This window comes from Paenibacillus sp. FSL P2-0173, from assembly GCF_038008045.1.
Lineage (GTDB): Bacteria > Bacillota > Bacilli > Paenibacillales > Paenibacillaceae > Paenibacillus > Paenibacillus polymyxa_B.
Window position 1 is genome coordinate 105,863 of the sequence record NZ_JBBOYK010000005.1, and the last position, 21,036, is coordinate 126,898.

Genomic DNA, 21,036 nt, shown 5'->3' on the forward strand with positions numbered 1-21,036 from the left:
AATGTATCCCGATACAACTCAAGTATTGTAGCACAATGCACACTTTTTTTCATCACTGTTGAACTTTGTATTTCTTCCATTTCCGTATCCTGGCTCTGAATGTTTTAAACGGTGCCACCGAGTTGATGTGAATCCATCTTGCCATGGGCCAGTTCGGGTTAGTACCCGTCCAGTTGTGAACGCCTTGAGTGAAGAGCTCTTCATGGCTAAGTGTGTCGATCCAATCCAGCCACTTTTGCTCAGTCAACTTGAACATATCACGTAATTCACGTAAAGATTGGTGGGAATAGGTCTTGTAAAATGATTGATATAGTTCGCCTAGTCTATTCCATTTATAATTGGGAGCGGGCATGATGACAGTTTTTCCTTCCCGTTCGTCCCTGTCCCATGTCATGACAAGATGAAGCCATCCGAGCTGGTAGGCGATCATTTCTGCGGGTGTTTTATCTACTTCGGGGATACGAATATCCTTTTGGCTCTCGTCGATCTCCTGGAATTCACTGTCAAATCGTAAGTAGGAGGCATGAATGGCTTCTTTTAACTCCAATTTGGAAGCGTAGTCGTAGCTGGACATCTAATCGCTCCTTTAAATGATATGGATGATACTCACTCCTTTATATGTACCATTCTCAACATGACAACTGTATGTCTTATTCAAAAATAAAAAAATATCGTTTTTTGTGATTTTATGAAACATCATTTGACGTGTTCACGAAACAGGATGCAAAATTAATAGAAAAATTAAGACAAAAGATAAGTAATTAGACATATTTTAATATTTATTTAAAAGCCTATAATTATTGGAGTATAGCGCTTGGGGCCCTCATTGGTGTTGGGATATTATTCCCTTCAACAGTACGTTATATACCGTTTGGACATGTCATGTCTGATGAACGTTGCAACCTTTGCTTTAGTATTCATGAATCTAATCAAGAAGGAGATTGTTATATGAAGTCGAGTTTGTTAAAAAAATGTGCAAGTGTAATGTTAAGCAGTACGTTGGTACTGTCTTTATCATTACCGTTGCTAGGTCATGCACATGCAGATGGGAATTTACAGATAAGTGATGATTTCGAGCAAGGAGAAGCTCAAGGCTGGACCGCAGATTCGGGGAACTGGTCTGTGGTCAAGGATGGGAATGGTTCTACATACCAACAATCTAGTCGAAGCGAAAGCCATTCCGTCAAAGGTAATGCCTCATGGACGAACTATAGCGTGCAAGCAGATGTATATGTAAATGATTTTAATGGCTCTAATCGAGTCTACGTTGCAGGTAGATACACAGATTCCAACAACTTCTATGCAGCATCGTTGTACAACAAGAAAGACGGAGCTCTTGAGATTCGAAAAAAAGTCAAAGGCTCTATGAAGACACTGGCTACCAATAAAAAATACAAACTGGACACGAATACATGGTACAGAGTCAAGCTGGAACTATCCGGTTCGGAAATCAAAATGTATGTCAATGATCAACTGGAGCTGTCCGCAACAGACACCAGCCTCACTGCTGGAGCCATTGGTTTGGTAACTTCTAAAACAGCTGCCCAATTCGATAATGTGATTGTATCCGGTGCTTCTTCTGAGGGAGAACCAGGAACACCGCCTGTGAATCCGACACCAGGTACAGAGAAACCGACTCCTGGAGTGGATCATAACGCAACCTCCAAAAATAACTATAATTTGACTGGCTTTTCGTATGGTAATACAGGTGGTGGCAATATTGCGGATACAGATGCCAACTACAAAAAAGTTTATAACGCTGTAGATCTCAACGAAGCACTGAAGAAAGGCAGCAAAGTCAAAGTGATTGAGATTATGAACGATCTTGATCTCGGTTGGAATGAAATTCCTAGTGCTGCCAAAGTAATGCCTTTTAGTGCCAACAACCCTGTACAGACGCATCCTGTTCTGAAAAAGACAGGTGTGAGCAAAGTCTATATCGAAAATATGAATGGGGTTACGATTTTCTCTGCCAATGGTGCGAAAATCAAACATGCCGGCTTTGTTATCAAAAGAAGCTCCAATTTGATTTTCCGTAACCTCGAATTTGATGAACTTTGGGAGTGGGATGAAGCAACCAAAGGGAACTATGATAAGAATGACTGGGATTATGTTACCATCGAAGGTACAAGTTCCAAGGTATGGATTGACCATTGCACATTTAACAAAGCCTATGATGGTCTGGTAGATGTGAAAAAAGGTAGTAACGGAGTTACGATTTCTTGGTCTTTGTTCAAAGGAGATGACCGCAGCTCCAACAGCTGGGTAACCCAACAAGTCAACGCGATGGAAGCAGACAAGTCTTCCTATCCTATGTACGCTTATCTGAGAAGCAGTGCAGTAGGCATGAGTAAAGAAGATATCATTGATATTGCAGCAGGACAAAAGAAGGCTCATCTGATTGGTGCTACGGAAATGGCTTCCGACAATGCAGACCTAGAGGTAACGCTGCATCATAATTACTACCTGGATATTCAGGATCGTATGCCTCGTCTGCGTGCTGGTAATGCTCATGCATATAACATCGTTATGGACGATGCTGGATTGGCCAGAGCCAAAAAAAGAATCACTTCTGACATGGCTAAAGCAATTGCCGCAAAAGGATACCATTTTGACGTCGTGGGTAACGGTGCGATTTCAACAGAAAACGGTGCGGTGTTGCTAGAAAAGTCTTATTTAATTGATGTGTTTTCTCCAGTGCGTAATAATCAAAAAGATCCTAAAAAAGATGACTACACAGGAAAAATCAAGGCTGAAGACGTCATCTTCTCCGACAACGGTACCGTATTCAGAGGAGGCAGCGAAGAAGCGAATAGCCCATTAGCCCCTTATCCTGCGAAGGCCAAGAGCTTCTCGTGGAATGGATTCACAACGTTGCCATACAGCTATACTGCCGAAGACCCTGCTAACCTGGTTGCTCAATTGCAGGCCAAGGATGGAGCGGGTGCAGGCAAGCTGAACTGGTCGAGTGAAAGCTGGCTCAAAACGGTGTACAATACGTCCGTTACGAAAAATGCAATAGTGGAAGAAGATTCCGAATAGGTAGGCCATATAAAAAAGCAGCCAGGACAGATATGCTCTGTTTCTGGCTGCTTTTTTGGTTACCTACGTTAAGGCTGCGTTCGGTACGAACTTAACCAATAACGACAAACGAGGACACGCCAGCAGGTACGGTTCTAACCCGGAATAGCGTTCCATCGTCTCTAAAGGTACGCAGAATAAAAGCCTGGTTCGTAGGTGTACGGACTCTGCTGAATCGGGCAGTACCAAAACCATCGAAGCCTGCAGCTTGCACAAAGCTTCCATCTAGACGCCGGAGTATAGCAAAAAATCCAGTTGTGTTAAAAGGAACACCGTTTGTGTTAGCCCAGATGACCGTAAATCGGCGCAGGGTTTGTGTTGGACTCACATTGCGATATCTCGTAACAGGAACCTTCCTGCCCGTAGATTTCAATGTTTGTGGAGGACGAATGGCCACTTCAAATCAACTCCTTTGTTGTGATGAGATAGTAAATGCAAACAAAGGAGTTTTGGACTGTGTTATAAACTACGACTTCTTAAAAATAGGTATATATCGAACTCAAAATGGCATTCCATGTACATTATAGTTCGATTTTGGACCTCCTTATGCCCAATCGCGTCGTAGCGTAAAGAGGTCTTTTAACGCGTCTGTAGACAGCTCAGTAATCCAGCCCTCGGTACTGGTTATGATTTGGTCGCTAAGCTGCTGCTTGCTCTCCAGCATTTCATCAATGCGTTCCTCAAGCGTGCCCAGCGAGATAAATTTGTGCACCTGTACATCCTTCGTTTGCCCCATCCGGTAGGCGCGGTCTGTGGCCTGATTTTCAACAGCTGGGTTCCACCAGCGATCAAAGTGAAAGACGTGGTTGGCGGCCGTCAGATTCAGACCCACCCCCCCGGCTTTGAGCGACAAAATAAACACGGATGGCTGCTCGGCAGGGGGGAGCGTGTGAGATTGGAATTGATCAATCATTCGGTCACGCGCAGTTTTGGATGTGCTGCCGTTCAGATAGAGCACGGGCTCTTGCAGCTCCTGAGCGAGTACCCGCTGGAGCATTTGTCCCATACCAATATACTGTGTAAAAATAAGGCAGCGCTCGCCCTCCTCCCGCAGTTCCTTGACCATAGCCAGAATGCGCTCCAGCTTGGATGAACGGCTAATGACCGCTTCAAGATCGGCCTGACTATAACCGGAAGCCACGGTATCTGGGAGCGCCTCCTTGGTTAAGAGGGCAGGATGGTCACAAAGCTGCTTCAACTGGGTAAGGGCGGATAAAATGGCTCCTTTCCGCTCAATCCCTTCCAGCTTCTGCATCCGTTCCATCAACTCTTTGACAATCTGGTCATAGAGCGCGCCCTGCTCAGAGGTCAGATGAATGTAGGTTTTCATCTCATTCTTGTCAGGCAAATCAAGCTGTATAGCAGGGTCCTTCTTCTTGCGCCGCAGCATGAAGGGCTGAACCAGCTTTTGCAAATCTAACGTGCGCTGCTCGTTATGTTCCTTCTCAATAGCATTAATGAAGCGATTGCTAAAGGCGCGTGAGCTGCCCAGATAACCTGGATTGATAAAATCATAAATGGACCATAGCTCTGACAAGCGATTTTCAATAGGTGTCCCAGTCAACGCAATCCGATGACGTGCAGGAAAGCTGCGCACGGCTGTGGATTGCTTGGTTTGCGCATTTTTAATGTTCTGCGCTTCATCCAGGCAGACTGAATCCCAGGTCATGCTTTGTAGCAGCTCTTGATCCAGGGTTGCCGTAGCGAAGGAGGTCAGGATGACATCGGCCTGCTCCACTTCTTCGCGGAACAGGTCTCCCTGCTCCCGCTTGCTTCCATAGTGCAGCATCACCTTCAATGAAGGGGCGAAGCGGCTGAGTTCCTTCTGCCAGTTGCCCAGCACCGAAGTCGGGCAAATCAGCAGCGAACTGGAGCGGACGCCCGTCTCGGCGGCAATATCCTGTAGGTGCAGTAAATAAGTAATAAACTGCACTGTTTTACCGAGTCCCATATCATCGGCCAGACAGGCACCCAGTCCAAAGCGACGTAAAAAAGCAAGCCATGCATACCCGTCCCGCTGATACGTCCGCAGCTCGGCTTGCAGCCCGTCCGGCACGTCCAATGCAGGCCATTCCGACTGCCGTCCGAGCTGGCTGATCAGCTTCAGCAGATGGGCATTCAGCTCGACTTCCAGTCGGAAGCGTGCCGCATCCTCCGGCTGCTCGCCCGAGGCGTCGCCCTCAGGCTCGTCGGCGTTGCCGAGCAGGTGTAGCTGCAGGATGTCCTGAAAGGACAATCCCTGAGCACTGTCGATCCCGGCCATGGCCCGGCGGATCTGCGCCAGCAACGCGGGGTCGAGCGCGATCCATTGCCCGCGGAAGCGCACCAAGCGCTCGTTGCGAGCGACCAGCTCGGCGAATTCCGACTCGCTGAGATCGGCATCACCGATGGCAACACGCCAATCGAACTGGACAATCGAGTCCAGTCCGAACAGCGAGCTACCCTTCGTGCGCTCTCCCGCCCCTTCGCCCGGGCGTACCTTGGCCCGCAGCTTTGGCTTCTTGCGGGTAGCTGCCTCCCACCAAGCCGGGAGCAGCACCTGCCAACCGCTTTCCAGCAGACGCTGGCTGTCGGTCGTCAGGAATTGCCACGCCGCTTCGTCGGAGAGCGGGCGATTCAGCACGTCATCGCGGCTTCCGGCACGCTGCCCGGCGGGCAAAATCGAGGTCAAACGTTCTAGCCACCCGGCAGAGCGCTCACGGACATGTGCTGTCCAGGCATCGGGCCATGAGCCGGATGCGTACCCATCATCGGCGAGCTGTACAGACACCAGCAACGCCGGGTCTTGCTTGTCCTGCAACACAAGCTTGAGCTGCCAGGACGGCTCGTCGTCCTCCAGCTCTGGCTCTAGCAGTTGCAGAAGTGGCCGAAATGGCGCGGTATCGGCTTTCCAGCCGATGGCGATGAGCCAGGCCCGCGCGTCCAGACCCGCCGCCGGGCGATTGGGGGCGAAGAGAATCGGATATTCTCTTCGCAAATCGGCGGCTTCCGCTTCGGTGCCGTACCAGCGCTGAAATACGGCAGCCGAGAACGCCGCTATCAGCCCTTCCTGCTCGTCCTTCTCCAAGCGGTCGAGCAAAGCAAGCTCTGCCGGTTGGATGTTTTCCAGTGCTTCCGCATCCCACTTCCATTGCAGCTTCCCCGCCTGGAACGCTGTGAAGCTGGGCACATATGCTTTTGCCTCAATACAGTGAGCAAGTAAAGGGATCAGCCGGAGCCACGGGGCATTGGCCTCGTCCCAGACCCATTCGATATGCTTCAGAAGCTCGCGCTCTGCCAGAAAGGGAATCACCTGCTCCGAGGGCAGCAGGATAATATCCGTGTCTTGAACATGTTGAATCTCCAGCTCAGTGCCATAAAACGAAGCCTCATGCCAAGCAAACAAACGCTGCTTCAGAATTTGGCCGGAAATGCTATAGTTCATGGAGGAATCGCCATAGATCAGCGCGTCTCCATAGGTAGTTAATTGGATATGGACGGTAATCGTTTCGGTATATTGATTCATGATAACAATTTCCCTTTCCGTAATTCTTCCTGTAGCGCCCGCAGGCGGCTATGACGGCTGGTGAAGGTCGTAAAGAACAGCTCCCAGCGTGATTCCTGCTTCATTTTCTTGTACAGCTTGAACAGTCGCTTTAACAGCTTGACTGCTGCTTTATAGCTGGCCCTGTTTTTTTCTAGCACATAACGTTCTACCGCCTGATGGTAAAAGGGGAGTAGTAACTCAGGCGCGTTCTTTTCAATGGGCTGCAACACACTCACTCGAAAACTCAAAGGCTCACTGCGTATGCTTAGCTGATAGTCGATCCATGACCGCCATTTTTCGTGAGCAAGCAGCGCCTCTTCATACATTCCCCCGGCAAATGGAAGCATACCCACCAGCGTGTCCCACATGTCCTGCTCCGCTTCTGGAAGGTGCTGTAAAACCAGATCCCAATCATGTATATAATCTTGTAAATGGTCATCCCGATGACTGTGAAGCAGGGGGCCGATATGTCGCAGTCCGTCCTTGAGACGTGCCCAATCCTCGGCTTTACGCAACGCCTGTAAGAACAAAAGCAATTGACCGGAAGAAATTTTTAGTGGAAAAGCTCGTTCCGCCTCCTGAAGCAGTGCCCAGGCTTCATTATCGTGCGATTGGAAAATATGCATCCAGCTGCGAGCCAACATCCACGGAAGCCGTGCTAAAGTTGTGCCGAGCTCCTCTTCAGCCGCCTGTAAATGCTGTAATTCCTCCGTATATATGCTGGAGTCCTGCCTTTCGTGATGCACCCTGTGCACCCAGTGCAGCCATAACTGATAATACGCGTCTGAAAAATAAGTACCGTTACGCGATTCTGTCAGCATTTTTTGGCGTAAATAGGCTAAGGTTTCTGCCATACGGGCTTCTTGCATTGGTTCATCGGTCAGCTCCAGTGGACTCTCAAAATCACGCTCGATAGCTTCTTTAAGCTCATCGGCAGCAATTTGCGTGTAATACCCCATATAGGTATGAGAGGGATAGCCCGGCATGGGAGACTGAGGCACCAGCTTTTCCAGCACACGCAGATGAGCATGCAGTCCGTATAGCTGTTGCATGCCGGGTGAAAGCGGTGGCTTCACAGCATAGATCGAGGCTAAAGCGCTTTGGACATATTGGGAATTTTGTGTGTTCACACGGTTAAGGGCGATACACTGATCGAACAGATCATGCCACTCTGAAATGGGCATGTCTGGTATTTGGCTTGCAGTTTTACTGAGAGCGTTTCTTGTTGTTTCCTTGTGATCCGGTGAAAGGCTCGACCGGGAAGGAGGTACAGTACCCGTGTCAGCTTTTGCCGCCAATCGAGTGAATCCCGCCGAATGAGCGTTCACTAAAGCATGTACAGAACGTTCTTGTTCATTCGCGTAATTCAGTAGTACGGCGATCATATGCTTGCAGTTGGTGTGGACAGGGCACGTACATCTGCTGGCAGCAAAAGCGCTTAAGTGGAGATCCACCTCGTATAGCTCGCTTCCATCCACGACAGCTGCAATATGATCGGCATCAGGCATTGCGAACTCTTTTACCTTTCCTTGCTTAAAATACTGGAAACCTCGTTTGATCGTCACGTCATTAAAATGGTCAGCCACATTTTGAATAAGCTGTTGCCACTGTGTATCATCCATAAGATAGGTTGGTTTCATATGCATTAGTCTCCTAAGAGAGAATAGTTGATCGGGTAGTAGCTTAACTCTTCCATTATATCAGTTCACAAATATAAATTGAGTGGAGGGAGCAGTTGGAAAGTTTTCATACGGGTTGACATGTTTCCTTTTGAAGAGTACATTTCTATTATAAATATAAAATAAATATTACTAATATTTTAGTGTTAATGATTTTGTATAGGAATGGTTTGTAGTGAACTGTATCCGTGGAGGTATGCAATAAACTTATTGTTAAGAGGGGGAAATAATATGTCGTCTTTATATAGCTATGATATTCACCTGCCCAGCCAGCTTGATCCCGACCGTACGTATCCAACCATTTTTACACTGCATGGGAAAGGGTCCAATGAGCAGGATATGTTCGGAGTCGTGGAGCTGCTATCAGAGGAATTTATTATCATCGGCATTCGTGGAGACCTTCCCATGAGTGGAGGATTCCAATATTATGAGCTGAAAAGTCTGGGTAATCCGCTGCGTGAGCAGTTTGATCGGTCTATTGAACAGCTTCAGGCGTTCGTACAGTATGCCACAGATAAATATCCGGTTGATCCTAGTAAACGGTATTTCCTCGGCTTCAGTCAGGGAGCGATTTTGTCGATGTCACTTGCGCTTACCCTTGGCAATCAGTTGAAGGGGATTGTAGCGTTGAACGGCTATGTACCTGATTTTGTGAAAACAGAATACGCGCTGCAAAGCATAGAGGACGTGTCCGTATTTATTTCCCACGGCGAATACGATTCTGTATTTCCAGTGAGCATCGGCCATGAGACGGCGGCATATTTCCAGACCAGGACTTCTCACTCCACATTCAAAACATACCCGACGGATCACGGTGTCTCACCAGATAACCAGCGAGATGTGCTTCAGTGGCTGCGTGAGGATGCGGGGATAAGCTCGAAGATGTAACCAGCCTTGGTATTCGTTTTTTTGTTGTAATAGGATATTAGGCTGGTTGCCTTCTTGTCTTCGCGCCACTAGATCACTTTTTCTCCAACCTTCTTGCAGAATGAACTAAAAAGAACCATCTTGAGACAGATGGTTCTTTGTCGCGAATCCTTAAAAGGATTCATGAATAACTAATTCATTAAGGGAGAAACGTGTTGTTGAACGTGCAGGGGTTGCGGCTACACCAAGAGTGACAATCATGACAGGGACAAACCGCCCAGGAATATTCAGAGCTTCAGGCAGTCCTGCAGGATTAAATCCACCTATTGGACCACTATCGTAGCCTTTCGACTTGGCAGCTAACATGAGTTGCATAGCTGCGAGAGCAGCATTTTTGTTTGCTTCATCCCTAGCGAATTGAGGGCTTTGATAGCCTCTTTCGATTTGGGATAACAAGATGTCTCGCACTGCTTCCGAGATGAATTCTGACTCATAAAGACGGTTATACATTTCTCTGCCAGTTCGGTTTGCCTCAAGATCACCGAGAATGACAACAACAGCAGAAGCATCTGAAATCTGTTGCTGTCCAAAGGCGATCGGTTTGATTCGATCTTTTTGTTCTTGATTCTGGATAACCAGAAAGCGCCAGTGTTGAAGATTCCAGGCTGAAGGAGCTGTCGCGGCAAGTTCAAAAATTTCATTCAACGTTTCTTCTGGGATGATTACGTTTGTTTTATACTCTTTGGTAGCATGTCGTTCACGCAATATTTTCTCAATAACTTCTTCCGCGTTCTCAAAATTAGATGTATTATTTTGGTTCACAGTAGGTTCTTCCTTTCAAGTATCAAAGCTTATTATTTATATAGATCCAATGGTTTAGTGTTTGGATTGAGTTGCAGCGTAAGCAGCAAAAGGTGTTCCATCGTAGATCACTTGAACGGAGGAAATCTTGTTATCCTCTACGACGATGTATTCGGCAACCGTTGCATCCGGAACTGGAATAGTGTTGGAATGATATACGATCACAGCCTCCTTATTATCTCCAAATGCTGTAATGAGTGTTAGCTTGTTAATCATCCGGGCAAATCCTTCTGCAAAATTTTGGAATGATTCTCTACCTTCAAGGTTACCTAAGGGAGAGGTCGTAGTGACTTTGTCCGAAACCAGCGTCATCAGCTTTTCGATATCTTTATTTGCCATCGCTTCAAAATAAGCTTTTGCGATCACCAGTGCATTGTTGTTTTCATTTGTATTCATGTTGAATACCTCGCTTTCAGTTGGAATAATTACAATATACAAGCCTTCTACTGACAACAGTTTGTCAGTAGTTCTTCAACATACTTTCCACTTCTTTTTTGACACGACTTCGAAAGGATTCAGGTTCCAATACTTTAACATTAGATCCCCAGCTCAAAATCCAATGCAATAATTCCTCAGCATATCGAACACGGAAGTCTACATAATAGCCACTCAAAAGAAGCTCAGCATGTTCCATAAAATATATTTTTGATTCATCGACTTTATCTGCAACCTCGGGCTTAAATACGGTTCGAATGGTTACATGTCGATCATCTGCCGGACGATACGTATGCAAATTGAAGTCCCGAGGTAATTCGAAACTTTCGATCATTGTACTCACATCACTCATGCGAGATATTTTAAAATGTCGATGCTCTCCTCTGAGATCACACTGAGCCACAAGCAGCCACCCTCCTTGCACAAGAACTAATCCTAAAGGTGCGGCTGTTCGTATCGTTTCACGACTATTCTCCGATTCCGATATTCGCTTCGTATATTTAAAATGTATTTTCTTTCCCTCCATCATGGCAATACGAATCGTTTTTATATTGGATTTTTCCCTTTCACCTAATTCAGGGTCTTCAGATTGAAGTCGAAAACGAATACCACTGCGGATTCGATCAGTTTCATGACGAATGGGGTCAGGTAAGATCACTTCAATTTTTCCCCGAGAGGACTGAGCACTTTGACTATATTGATTATCAAATCGCTGTTCAATGAATTCGGCTCCAAGTAAAAGGGAGACCGCTTCCTCCACCGTAAAGCTAATCGGGGGTAGGAAATACCCTTCAATTAAAGAGTAGCCGTGTCCAGGTGCACCGATAATCGGAACGCCAGATTCACTAAGAGCCTGAATGTCTCGATAAATCGTACGTACACTGGTTTCTAACTTCTCCGCTAGTTCTTCTCCCTTTAGAACCTTCCTACGCTGTAGCTCCAATAAAATCGCTAATTGCCGTTCGGTTTTATTCAATTTCCATCCCTCCTGTGTTTCAGTTGTATTTATAAACCTAATTGTTTTTAATCACTATAAAAAAACACTACTGACACTTGTATGTCAGTAGTGTTCTCTCCATCAGAATTTGGTCTATAGAAAGTAATGATTCCCGGTTATCATCCTAGATTATTATTGCCCCGCGCTTTTTAAACGGAAAGATAATTAAAACGGTATTGAACATCAAAGGTAACAATAGTGCAGTCCTCACCGCCGGAAAATACGTCCTACCATCACCCTCCTGACACACTGTTGTCAGGAGACGAGCAGTATAGTTTTATGAGGGGTACACAGTTCCATGTGGTTTCTGTAGACGATCCAAAATCGCTGAAATGAAGGAGCTTAACTGTAATGGAGAATATAAGCAGTCATTTTCATTTTGCTTCTCCTCTTCTTGAGGGTGTAATTCGAAAAAAGAAAAATCGATTTGTTATGATGGTTGAACTGGATGGGGAGCTACACGATTGCCATTGTCCTGCTACAGGCAGTATAGGAAACATTGTCTTTCATGATATCCCATGTCTTGTTTCGCGTAGTAATGACCCTAAAAGAAAAACACAGTTCACCATTGAAGCCATTTCACTGGATCTACCATCCGTTGAATCGAAGTCATGGATTGGGATTAACCAAAATGCGGCCAATCGGTATATCGAACATTTCATTTCAAGTGGTCAATTTAAAGATATGATTGGCGATTTCCAGACAGTCATCCGGGAAACGAAGCTTGGTAATTCAAAACTGGATTTTCTGGTGGATCAAACTTATGTAGAGGTCAAAACGCCATTAACCACTTTACATGTCGAGATGGGCGATCATATTGTAATCAAAAAAAACGCTGAATTTAATTCTTTTGAACGTTTTATCAAGCACATGGGTGAACTCAGTGGAAGTTTATCTATAAATGAACGTGCGATTTTGATTGTTTGTTTAGTTTATGAAAACAATGGATTCAAAGTTGGGAATTCTGGGAAACACAGCGGTTATGTTATGCAAACCGTTCAAAATTCCATCAAAAATGGAGTTGAAATCTGGCAAGTTGATTTACAAATTAATCCCGATGCAGTTAGCCTGACGGGCTATTACAACATTACCAATCAATTTTTAACAGGCGATATTATTTCTGAAGAAATATACAAATAGCTACTGACACACTTTTGTCAATTAAACTCCAATATAGTGATGCTACTGAAGAAAATGATATTTGCTATTCACTTCACCAAGCAACCGTTAATTGTTTGTTAAAAAGAGTATACCTTTACAGACAGAAAATAGACGGTGACCTAGCGGCGGATCTCATCTGGTTTTTGGAGCAGACAAAAAAGACCGATTCATTAAGAGTCGGTCTTTATGATCCTTATAATCTTTTTTTTCTTTTTCATCCTCTGATAAAATGTGACTCCAACATGCTCAGAGAAAGCTCGGCAGTAGTGGCTACCACGATATCCGCACCTTGCATTTGCGAAGGTGTTCCTACACCGACCGCGAACATCCCGGCGCCCTTGATCGCCTGTATGCCAGCCTGTGCGTCCTCTATACCGATACAGTCGGCAGGCTGAACGCCTAGATTTGCGGCTCCGGTGAGGAAAATTTCCGGGTCAGGTTTGCCATGCCGAATGGCGGTAACATCCACCACACTGTCAAAATAGTAGGCTAGCTCCAGTCGCTCCAGGATAAACGCTGCATTTTTGCTTGCAGAGGCCAGCGCGATGCCGATTCGGGCTTCACGAAGTTCTGTCAGTAGCGCTTTAATGCCTGGAAGAATGTCCGAGGGCGTTACAGCTGAAATGAGCCGCTGATACTCCGTATTTTTCCGTGTGGCCAGTTCTTGCTTGCCTTCTTCTGAAAACTTATCGGACAGGTTACCGCGCGCCAGTATTTTGTCGAGCGATTCCGTACGGCTGATTCCTTTTAACTGTTCATTAAATTCCCGATCAAAAGGGATGCTCAGCGCTGCCGCCAAGCTGCCCCATGCCTGAAAATGATATTCGGCGGTATCTGTAATGACTCCGTCCAGATCAAAAATGACTGCTTTCATTTGGTTTCCCCCTGTCTGCCCGATTTATGAAACGCTGTTCGTCATTAACGACTGCCCACTGGTAATGTGCGTTGGCTCTCCATACAGCTCCAGCGTCAGCGGTTCTCCGTCCAACAGGGTAATGATCACTTCATTTTCTTGTACGAGAATACTTAACAAGCGACCGCGATAGTTGATTTTAAACGTATATTTGTTCCAGCCCTGTGGCAGGAAGGGGGAGAAGCTTAATGTTTCACGATACGTTCTCATCCCGGCAAATCCCTGTACAATCGCCAGCCAGCTTCCCGTCATGGAAGTGATATGAAGTCCGTCTTCGGTATCGTTATTGTAGTTATCCAGATCCAGACGGGCCGTCCGCTTATACATCTCGACTGCCTTTTCCTCCATTTTGAGTTCGGCAGCCAGCACGGCGTGAATGGACGGGGACAGACTGGATTCATGAACAGTCATTGGCTCGTAAAATGCAAAATTGCGTGCTTTTTCCTCCAGCGTGAACTGGTCTCCAAAGAAATACAGCCCTTGTAGCACATCTGCCTGCTTAATGAAGCAGGAACGAAGGATTTTATCCCATGACCATTTCTGATTTAGTGGAAGGTTGCTGGGATCAAGGGAGGATACAGGCTGCAAATCCTTATCCATAAAGGTATCGTGCTGTACGAAGACTTCCCGCTCCTCATCATAGGGATAATACATGTGAGTGATGATATCCTGCCAATGTGCAAGCTCATCAGCCGTAACTGCTAGATGCTCCGATTTTTCTGCTGAAATTTGAGGTAAGACCGATAATGTATATTTCAAAACCCATGCAGCCAGCGTGTTGGTATACCAGTTGTTATTGACGTTATTTTCGTATTCGTTCGGCCCGGTAACCCCGTGGATCATATACTGCTGCTGGCTTTTGGAAAAGTGAACCCGGTCGGCCCAGAAGCGGCTAATTTCGACCAGTACATCTATTCCATATTCCCGTAAATAGCTCAGGTCCCCCGTATAGTTGGTGTAATTGTAGATGGCATACGCAATGGCCCCGTTACGGTGAATTTCCTCAAAGGTAATCTCCCATTCGTTATGGCACTCCACACCTGTAAAAGTGACCATAGGGTATAGTGCACCCCGTAGCCCTTGCTGGGCTGCGTTATGCTTGGCACCCTCAAGTTGTTGGTAGCGGTACAGCAGCAGATTTCGGGTTACATCCGGGTCTGCGAGCGCCAGGTACATAGGTACGGCATATGCTTCTGTGTCCCAATAGGTGGCACCGCCATATTTTTCACCTGTAAAGCCTTTGGGACCAATGTTCAGACGGGCATCTTCGCCGTAGTACGTAGAGAACAGCTGAAAAATGTTAAAGCGTATTCCCTGCTGGGCCTCTGTATCTCCCTCGATTTCTACATCGGCTTTGTCCCAACGTCTGGCCCAAGCTGCGACATGCTCCTGCTTGAGCGAAGTGTAGCCTTTGTTCACAGCCTCCACGGCGATGCGTTCAGCTTGTGGAATCAGTGCATCCTTTTCCATATCCCGTGAGGTGGTAACAGCCACAATCTTTTGCAGCTGGATACTGTCGCCCGGAGCGACACTGTATTGATAGTGGCGTGCAGCGTACAAAAAGCTCTCTTCCGTCGTCTGCTGCTCCTGTCCCTCGGTCACAATACCCATGGTAGCGTTTACGGTAAAGCGCGGAATACCGAAGGGATTATCTATAGTTGTTGTGGACAGGCTGATGAATTGTTCTTGAACCTCTCGGGCCTCCTCCAACCAAAAAACCTCATCATAGTTCGTGTCTTCATTCTTCGTATTGCCGTCCAAATAGGGGACAAGCTCTATGGTTAGAGGCTGCTCGCTTATATTCGTTGCTTGGTAATCAATCAGGCATAGCTCACGAGTGGTGAGGCTCAGAAAACGCTCCGTAGTGATACGAACCTGGTCGTTCACGGTGCAGGTGCGTCGCAGGATGCCCTGTTTCATGTCCAATTCCTGCACAAAATCGCTGATGTGTGCCGTAAATAAGTCTACTTCCTCTTGGTTTACGATCAGACTGATGCCGATGAAGTTCATGGCATTGATGACCTTGCCAAAATATTCAGGATAGCCGTTTTTCCACCAGCCGACCTTTGTTTTGTCGGGGAACCATACACCGGAGATATAAGTTCCCTGATGATGATCACCTGAATAAGCTTCTTCAAAATTGCCGCGCATGCCCATATAACCGTTGCCTATGGACGTTATGCTTTCCTGTAATCGCATGTGTGTGCTATGTAGAGTGTGTGTTGTCAGCTTCCAGCTATCTACGTCAAATAATCGGTTGTAAACCATGATTGTGTACCCCTCTCGGAAAATGAGATCGTTGTTTTAACGAAACCAGTATATGAGCGAGTTCAGTATATAGTGCAACCGTTTGCCCTGTCAACGCAAAAAAACTGATTTTATGGGTTTCCACAAAATCAGTTCTTGTTCATTCCTCAGAGAATCATAGTACCTGGCTGGACTCGCGTTCCACAATTCGGTGGGGAACAATGATGTGTTTGGTCAACTCTTTGGGGTCTTCGATTTTTTCAATCAGGCTTTTGGCTGCCTGATAACCTAGAGTGAAGATATCAATATCCACGGAAGTGAGAGGGGGATTCATCAGCTCAGCCAGCATTAGATTATTGAAGCTCACCATGGATAACTGCTCTGGCATGGACACGCCGAGCTGAGAGAGCATTTTCTGTACTGCCATGGCTACAAGGTCGTCGCTAACGATCATCGCGGTAGGCGGCGGGGTAGCCTGCAATAATGTGCGCATGTCCTCTAGATTAAATGGCTCCCTGACCACGTATTCCTTGGGTAGAGGCAAGCCCGCCTCTCGCAGCGCATCCTGGTAGCCTCGGAGTCTTTCAATATTCACGATCTGTTCATGATCACCGCCAACATAAGCAATGCGCTGATGATTCAGCCCAGTCAAATAAGTGACCACATCCTTAGCAGCCTGGTAGTTATCGTTGTCTACATGGGTAGTTTCACTGACAAATTGCTGAGGCTTACCGATTACGGTGTAAGGTATTTTTTCTTGATGAAGATACTCCACGATGCTATCTTTTTGCTTGGAGTACAGAACAATATAGCCGTCAACACGTCCGGTCCGGCTCATCAGCCTCACGCGGGATAGCAATTCATCACTCGTTTTTCCTGTGACAATGGACAGTGTATAGTTGTGCTCATTCACCCATTCGCTGATCCCGCGAAGGCTTTCCGGAAAGAAGGGATTTTGAAAGATTGCCACATCCGATTCAGGCATAATAATGCCAATCGACTGTGTGACACGGTTAGCTAGACTCTGAGCTGAATAGTTGGGTTCATAGCCAAGCGCCTTCATTTCTTTACGGACACGTGCCTTGGTGGCTTCGCTGATTTTGGGGCTGTCTTGAATGACACGGGATACGGTGGAAGTAGCAACATTAGCACGTTTTGCGACATCTTTGATGGTTACTGCCATCGTCTTCGTCTCCTTTTGCTATCTCAAGCAGGAAATATTATGTTCTATCATACGATATTGCTCGAAAATCAACAAATTCGCGGCTTTTTCGAGTTTTTACATCATCATTAACCAAGATATTTACAATTAGGGTATTGCCAATAGAAAGCGATATCATTATAATAATTGTGCAACCGATTGCATAATGTTTATAGGGTACGAACAACGCTGTACATACTATAAGGGATGGAGATTGAAGGAGCATGAAAAAACTTCTATCATTTGATTTTTGGCAAAAGCTCGGGAAAGCACTGCTAGTGGTTGTTGCTGTCATGCCGGCAGCAGGGATTATGATTTCGCTCGGTAAAGTAGTGGCGATGTTGGCTGGCGATATCCATTTCTGGTTGACTGTCGGCGGGGTCATGGAGAATTTGGGTTGGGGTATTATCAATAATTTACACATTCTATTTGCAGTGGCGATTGGTGGTTCCTGGGCTAAGGAACGAGCGGGCGGGGCTTTTGCTGCCTTAATTGCCTTTATTCTCATTAATATTTCAACAGGAACGATTTTGGGTGTGTCCTCGAAAATGCTAACCCAGGAAGGTGCCACCACCCACACTCTTTTTGGTGCATCCATTCCGGTTAGTGGCTATTTTACCTCTGTCTTAGGGGCGCCTGCACTTAATATGGGTGTGTTTGTCGGTATCATCTCCGGATTTGTCGGGGCCGTGGTATTTAACAAGTACTACAATTACCGTAAGCTGCCAGACGCTTTAGCCTTTTTTAACGGTAAACGTTTTGTTCCTTTTGTCGTGATTTTATGGTCTGTCATCGTAAGTTTGATCATGTCTGCCATCTGGCCATTTGTTCAGGGGGGGATTAATCAGTTCGGTATTTGGTTGGCGACTTCGGGAGAGTCGGCTCCTTTTGTAGCGCCATTTGTCTATGGTACACTGGAAAGACTACTGATTCCTTTTGGACTTCACCATATGCTGACTGTTCCTATTAACTATACTCAACTTGGTGGCGTTTACACGACACTTACGGGTTCCGGGGCAGGAAGCGTCGTTGCCGGGCAAGACCCGCTGTGGCTGGCTTGGGCAAGTGACCTGAGTGCGCTTCGTGGTACCGATCCGACAGCCTACAATAGCTTGTTGGAAGGCGTGACGCCTGCCCGCTTCAAGGTAGGACAAATGATCGGTGGAGCAGGAATCCTTATGGGACTAGCGGTGGCTATGTATCGCCGTGTAGACAAAGATAAACGCAGCAAGTACAAGTCGATGATCTTTTCGGCAGCCGCAGCTGTCTTTTTAACAGGGGTAACGGAGCCACTGGAATTCATGTTTATGTTCGTAGCACCTGTGCTGTATGTGGTTTATGCTGTTCTTACCGGTATTGCGTTCGGAATGGCCGACATCATACATTTGCGTTTACATTCGTTTGGTATGATTGAACTGCTGACCCGATTGCCGTTGTCTATAAATGCGGGTTTGGTGCAGGATATTATTAACTTCGTGCTGACTTGTGTGGTGTTTGCGGTAGCAACCTACTTTATCGCTTATTTTATGATCGGTAAATTCAAAATGGCTACGCCGGGAAGACTGGGGAACTATACGGATGAGGAGCCTCAGGGCACTTCCGAGGTGGGGAATACGAAGACAGAAGGTGTGGCAGCTGTTTCCACTCAAAATCAACTGGCTACGGATATCATCAAGACGCTTGGGGGTGAGCAGAACATTGTCGAGGTGGACGCTTGCATGACCCGTCTGCGTGTGACGGTGAAGGATACAGATGCCGTTGGGGACGAAAAGACGTGGAAAGCGCTGGGTGCCTTGGGCTTGATAAAAGTAGATAATGGGGTGCAGGCGGTTTACGGACCGAAGGCCGATGTGCTTAAATCAGATATACAAGACATACTCAACAGGTGATTACTTTGAAGTTGTTAACCTTAAATGCACATGCTTGGATGGAAGAAAACCAGCACGATAAGCTAAAGCAACTGGCTGCTTTTATTGATGAACAGCAGTTTGATGTCATTGCTTTGCAGGAAGTGAACCAGTCCATGGAAGAGACTCCTTTGTCGCCGGACGATTTGGGCGCTTACTATAGCGCAGATCCTGAAGTTGTCATTAAGCGTGATAACTATGCTTATGTGCTGAACGGGCTATTGTCTGATAGCTATCATTGGACGTGGGCTCCCGCGCATGTTGGTTTTGCCAAATACGACGAGGGTTTGGCGATTCTGTCCAAAACACCAATTACAGCTACGGTGAACGAATATGTTTCCTCGCTACAGGATTATGACAACTACCGCTCGCGTAAAATTGTCGGCATTCAAACTGTGGTGGGCGGAGTGCAGACCTGGTTTGTAAGTGGACATTATAACTGGTGGAATGATGAAGAATCCTTCCGTGGACTATGGGATCGTACAACAAAAGTGCTAAATTCTTTTGCTCCGACTCCTGTGTTCATGATGGGTGATTTCAACAACGCGGCTGAAGTACGCGGAGAAGGATATGACTATGTACTGCAATCCGGCTGGTCGGACACCTATCCGAATGCAGCAGTACGTGATGAAGGCCACACGGTGATTAAAGCTATTGCTGGCTGGGAAAGTAATGCGGAGCCGCTCCGCATTGACTTTATCTTCTCCAATAAGGCTGCACAGGTACAATCCTCAACCGTTGTACTGAACGGAAAAACAGGACCAGTTGTATCGGATCATTTTGGGGTTGCAGTTGAGTTGGAGCTGTGATGAGAAGAAAGGAGGCCAGTTGCTTATGCAATTGGCCTTTTTCTTATAGATTTCGACTTAAATCGAATGACATATTGGATAACTATAGCGATCAACACCAAAATCAAATTGTAGTAAAAGGGAGTGTTGATGCTAAACCGTTCCATGAGTGCACCTGCGATGATCGGAGACACAATGGCCCCCAATTCGGACAAAGATACGACGTTGCCGATAAATGAGCTTCTATTTTCCTCAGGAATAACATCCCCTAGTTGCGAGTAAAAGGAATCCAGATAGCTGGCTCCTCCTATACCTCCGATGAACATCGCTAAGTATACGATCCATGGTTCTGTGAACCAAAGAAATAAGATGATTTCCACCATGATCAACAATAGACCGATGATACAAAGCATCAAGCGATCCTTAAGTAGATCAGATATTTTGCCAATAAAGGGTGCTGATATGAAGGTTGATATGCCGATAATTGTAAAAGCTAAGCTAATTTCTGCGGGACTCCAATGGAGCTTGTAGGTTGCATATACAGAGAAGTACGTTAAAAATATAGCGAATGCACTCATTTCAAGAAAATGAACGGTAGAATAAAGCAACAACTGTTTTGTTAATGTGGTTCTTCTATGCGGTTTTTGAAGGGGGGAATGTTGTTGCTGTGGCTTTAGGGGAGAATTAGCGAAAGTCATTCTTGAAACGGCAAAGAAGGATATACATGCAAAAATAGCAACGAAATAAAACGGAATGGATAAAGAAAAATAAGAAACAATAGCTCCACTCATAAGAGGCCCTAAAATCATACCGGCACCTTCACTGCTGCTGATATATCCATTGAGCGTGCCTCGATTCTCTGCGGTGCTCATATGGTTGATCGTGACTCTTACAAAGACGGTTAGCCCTATAGCTACCAAGCCTTGGAGGAGTCTCAGTATGGATAGAATGATGAAGCTTGTTGCAATCGGAAACAGGAGCATACAAGCGATTTCGGCAATGAGTAGGCTCAACCCCAAGCGTTTTGCGCCAATCTTTTCATAAATTCGTCCTGCCATGCCTCCACCAAGAAATCTTCCCACATAAAACAGAGAAAATAAAATACTCATGCCGAGTGTAGATATCCCGAATTGCTCTACATAAATAGCAAAGAGTGGAAGGATCATACTCCCACTCATGTTAGCAATAAGGCTGATCACGATCATACAGGCGATATTACGATTTAAATATAAGTGTCTCACCATAACCTCGAAACCTCTCTTTGATCTTGCATCATGGGAACCGTTATTCGGATTGCACCTGATTACGGATAAACGGCTTCAGGTCGAGTTAGCGGGTTCCCATATAGGGTACGCAAGCGAGTTCCTCGTGGT

16 protein-coding genes and 1 pseudogene are annotated in these 21,036 nt (G+C 46.2%); 5 read left to right on the forward strand and 12 right to left on the reverse strand.

Annotation, left to right across the window (positions count from 1 at the left end):
* Positions 1–52 precede the first annotated feature (52 nt).
* A complete protein-coding gene (locus MKX30_RS23600) occupies positions 53–574 on the reverse strand; it encodes a ClbS/DfsB family four-helix bundle protein (RefSeq protein WP_023986542.1) in 522 nt (173 codons plus the stop codon).
* A gap of 374 nt (positions 575–948) precedes the next feature.
* Between MKX30_RS23600 and MKX30_RS23605 the strand changes: the two genes are divergently transcribed.
* Positions 949–3,042, forward strand: a complete 2,094-nt coding sequence (locus MKX30_RS23605) for a pectate lyase family protein (RefSeq protein WP_339201271.1) — start codon at positions 949–951, stop codon at positions 3,040–3,042.
* A gap of 91 nt (positions 3,043–3,133) precedes the next feature.
* On the opposite strand, the gene MKX30_RS23610 is transcribed toward MKX30_RS23605, so the two are convergent.
* The 3 genes from MKX30_RS23610 to MKX30_RS23620 form a co-directional block, all read right to left on the reverse strand.
* Entirely contained in the window at positions 3,134–3,478 is a 345-nt protein-coding gene (locus MKX30_RS23610; protein ID WP_023986544.1) for a hypothetical protein, read from the reverse strand.
* Between the two features lie 147 nt (positions 3,479–3,625).
* Positions 3,626–6,586 (reverse strand): DEAD/DEAH box helicase, encoded by a 2,961-nt coding sequence (locus tag MKX30_RS23615; protein WP_341063628.1) that lies wholly within the window; start codon positions 6,584–6,586, stop codon positions 3,626–3,628.
* A complete protein-coding gene (locus MKX30_RS23620) occupies positions 6,583–8,247 on the reverse strand; it encodes an SWIM zinc finger family protein (RefSeq protein ID WP_341063630.1) in 1,665 nt (554 codons plus the stop codon). Before MKX30_RS23620 ends, MKX30_RS23615 begins: the two co-directional genes overlap by 4 nt.
* Before the next feature lie 270 nt (positions 8,248–8,517).
* On the opposite strand from MKX30_RS23620, the gene MKX30_RS23625 reads away from it, so the two are divergent.
* Positions 8,518–9,174, forward strand: a complete 657-nt coding sequence (locus MKX30_RS23625) for an alpha/beta hydrolase (RefSeq protein WP_071559480.1) — start codon at positions 8,518–8,520, stop codon at positions 9,172–9,174.
* Between the two features lie 150 nt (positions 9,175–9,324).
* Here MKX30_RS23625 and MKX30_RS23630 read toward each other — a convergent pair whose 3' ends face one another.
* The 4 genes and pseudogenes from MKX30_RS23630 to MKX30_RS23645 form a co-directional block, all read right to left on the reverse strand.
* Entirely contained in the window at positions 9,325–9,975 is a 651-nt protein-coding gene (locus MKX30_RS23630) for a nitroreductase family protein (protein ID WP_264454287.1), read from the reverse strand.
* A 54-nt stretch (positions 9,976–10,029) separates the two neighbouring features.
* Positions 10,030–10,410, reverse strand: coding sequence for a nuclear transport factor 2 family protein (locus tag MKX30_RS23635; RefSeq protein ID WP_028541911.1), 381 nt, complete (start codon positions 10,408–10,410; stop codon positions 10,030–10,032).
* A 64-nt stretch (positions 10,411–10,474) separates the two neighbouring features.
* On the reverse strand, positions 10,475–11,425 hold the full coding sequence (locus tag MKX30_RS23640) for a helix-turn-helix transcriptional regulator (RefSeq protein ID WP_341063633.1): 951 nt from the start codon (positions 11,423–11,425) through the stop codon (positions 10,475–10,477).
* Positions 11,426–11,582: 157 nt separating this feature from the next.
* Positions 11,583–11,660: pseudogene (locus MKX30_RS23645) on the reverse strand (hypothetical protein); the annotation flags it as partial.
* Positions 11,661–11,797: 137 nt separating this feature from the next.
* Here MKX30_RS23645 and MKX30_RS23650 point away from each other — a divergent pair.
* Complete coding sequence (locus tag MKX30_RS23650; protein ID WP_053324412.1) at positions 11,798–12,586, forward strand: DNA/RNA nuclease SfsA; 789 nt, start codon at positions 11,798–11,800, stop codon at positions 12,584–12,586.
* A gap of 235 nt (positions 12,587–12,821) precedes the next feature.
* On the opposite strand, the gene pgmB is transcribed toward MKX30_RS23650, so the two are convergent.
* The 3 genes from pgmB to MKX30_RS23665 all read right to left on the reverse strand — a co-directional run bounded on the left by pgmB (position 12,822) and on the right by MKX30_RS23665 (position 16,950).
* Positions 12,822–13,481: a beta-phosphoglucomutase gene (gene pgmB / locus MKX30_RS23655; RefSeq protein WP_023986551.1), complete on the reverse strand. Its 660-nt coding sequence runs from the start codon at positions 13,479–13,481 to the stop codon at positions 12,822–12,824.
* A gap of 24 nt (positions 13,482–13,505) precedes the next feature.
* A complete protein-coding gene (locus tag MKX30_RS23660) occupies positions 13,506–15,788 on the reverse strand; it encodes a glycoside hydrolase family 65 protein (protein WP_053324414.1) in 2,283 nt (760 codons plus the stop codon).
* A gap of 154 nt (positions 15,789–15,942) precedes the next feature.
* Positions 15,943–16,950 carry a LacI family DNA-binding transcriptional regulator gene (locus MKX30_RS23665; RefSeq protein ID WP_028541915.1) on the reverse strand — a complete coding sequence of 336 codons (1,008 nt, stop codon included), beginning with the start codon at positions 16,948–16,950 and terminating at the stop codon, positions 15,943–15,945.
* Between the two features lie 242 nt (positions 16,951–17,192).
* On the opposite strand from MKX30_RS23665, the gene MKX30_RS23670 reads away from it, so the two are divergent.
* Together MKX30_RS23670 and MKX30_RS23675 are read left to right on the forward strand one after the other, a co-directional pair.
* On the forward strand, positions 17,193–18,857 hold the full coding sequence (locus MKX30_RS23670; protein WP_023986554.1) for a PTS transporter subunit IIBC: 1,665 nt from the start codon (positions 17,193–17,195) through the stop codon (positions 18,855–18,857).
* Positions 18,858–18,862: 5 nt separating this feature from the next.
* The gene (locus MKX30_RS23675; protein WP_023986555.1) at positions 18,863–19,684 is read left to right on the forward strand and encodes an endonuclease/exonuclease/phosphatase family protein; all 822 of its coding nucleotides are present in this window, start codon (positions 18,863–18,865) and stop codon (positions 19,682–19,684) included.
* A gap of 23 nt (positions 19,685–19,707) precedes the next feature.
* Here MKX30_RS23675 and MKX30_RS23680 read toward each other — a convergent pair whose 3' ends face one another.
* Positions 19,708–20,907, reverse strand: a complete 1,200-nt coding sequence (locus MKX30_RS23680) for an MFS transporter (RefSeq protein ID WP_341063635.1) — start codon at positions 20,905–20,907, stop codon at positions 19,708–19,710.
* Between the last annotated feature and the right edge of the window lie 129 nt (positions 20,908–21,036).

Coding starts and splice junctions, on each gene's coding strand:
- MKX30_RS23600 (WP_023986542.1), bottom strand. CDS start 574: ATGTCCAGCTACGACTACGCTTCCAAATTGGAGTTAAAAGAAGCCATT.
- MKX30_RS23605 (WP_339201271.1), top strand. CDS start 949: ATGAAGTCGAGTTTGTTAAAAAAATGTGCAAGTGTAATGTTAAGCAGT.
- MKX30_RS23615 (WP_341063628.1), bottom strand. CDS start 6,586: ATGAATCAATATACCGAAACGATTACCGTCCATATCCAATTAACTACC.
- MKX30_RS23620 (WP_341063630.1), bottom strand. CDS start 8,247: ATGAAACCAACCTATCTTATGGATGATACACAGTGGCAACAGCTTATT.
- MKX30_RS23625 (WP_071559480.1), top strand. CDS start 8,518: ATGTCGTCTTTATATAGCTATGATATTCACCTGCCCAGCCAGCTTGAT.
- MKX30_RS23635 (WP_028541911.1), bottom strand. CDS start 10,410: ATGAATACAAATGAAAACAACAATGCACTGGTGATCGCAAAAGCTTAT.
- MKX30_RS23650 (WP_053324412.1), top strand. CDS start 11,798: ATGGAGAATATAAGCAGTCATTTTCATTTTGCTTCTCCTCTTCTTGAG.
- pgmB (WP_023986551.1), bottom strand. CDS start 13,481: ATGAAAGCAGTCATTTTTGATCTGGACGGAGTCATTACAGATACCGCC.
- MKX30_RS23660 (WP_053324414.1), bottom strand. CDS start 15,788: ATGGTTTACAACCGATTATTTGACGTAGATAGCTGGAAGCTGACAACA.
- MKX30_RS23665 (WP_028541915.1), bottom strand. CDS start 16,950: ATGGCAGTAACCATCAAAGATGTCGCAAAACGTGCTAATGTTGCTACT.
- MKX30_RS23670 (WP_023986554.1), top strand. CDS start 17,193: ATGAAAAAACTTCTATCATTTGATTTTTGGCAAAAGCTCGGGAAAGCA.
- MKX30_RS23680 (WP_341063635.1), bottom strand. CDS start 20,907: ATGGTGAGACACTTATATTTAAATCGTAATATCGCCTGTATGATCGTG.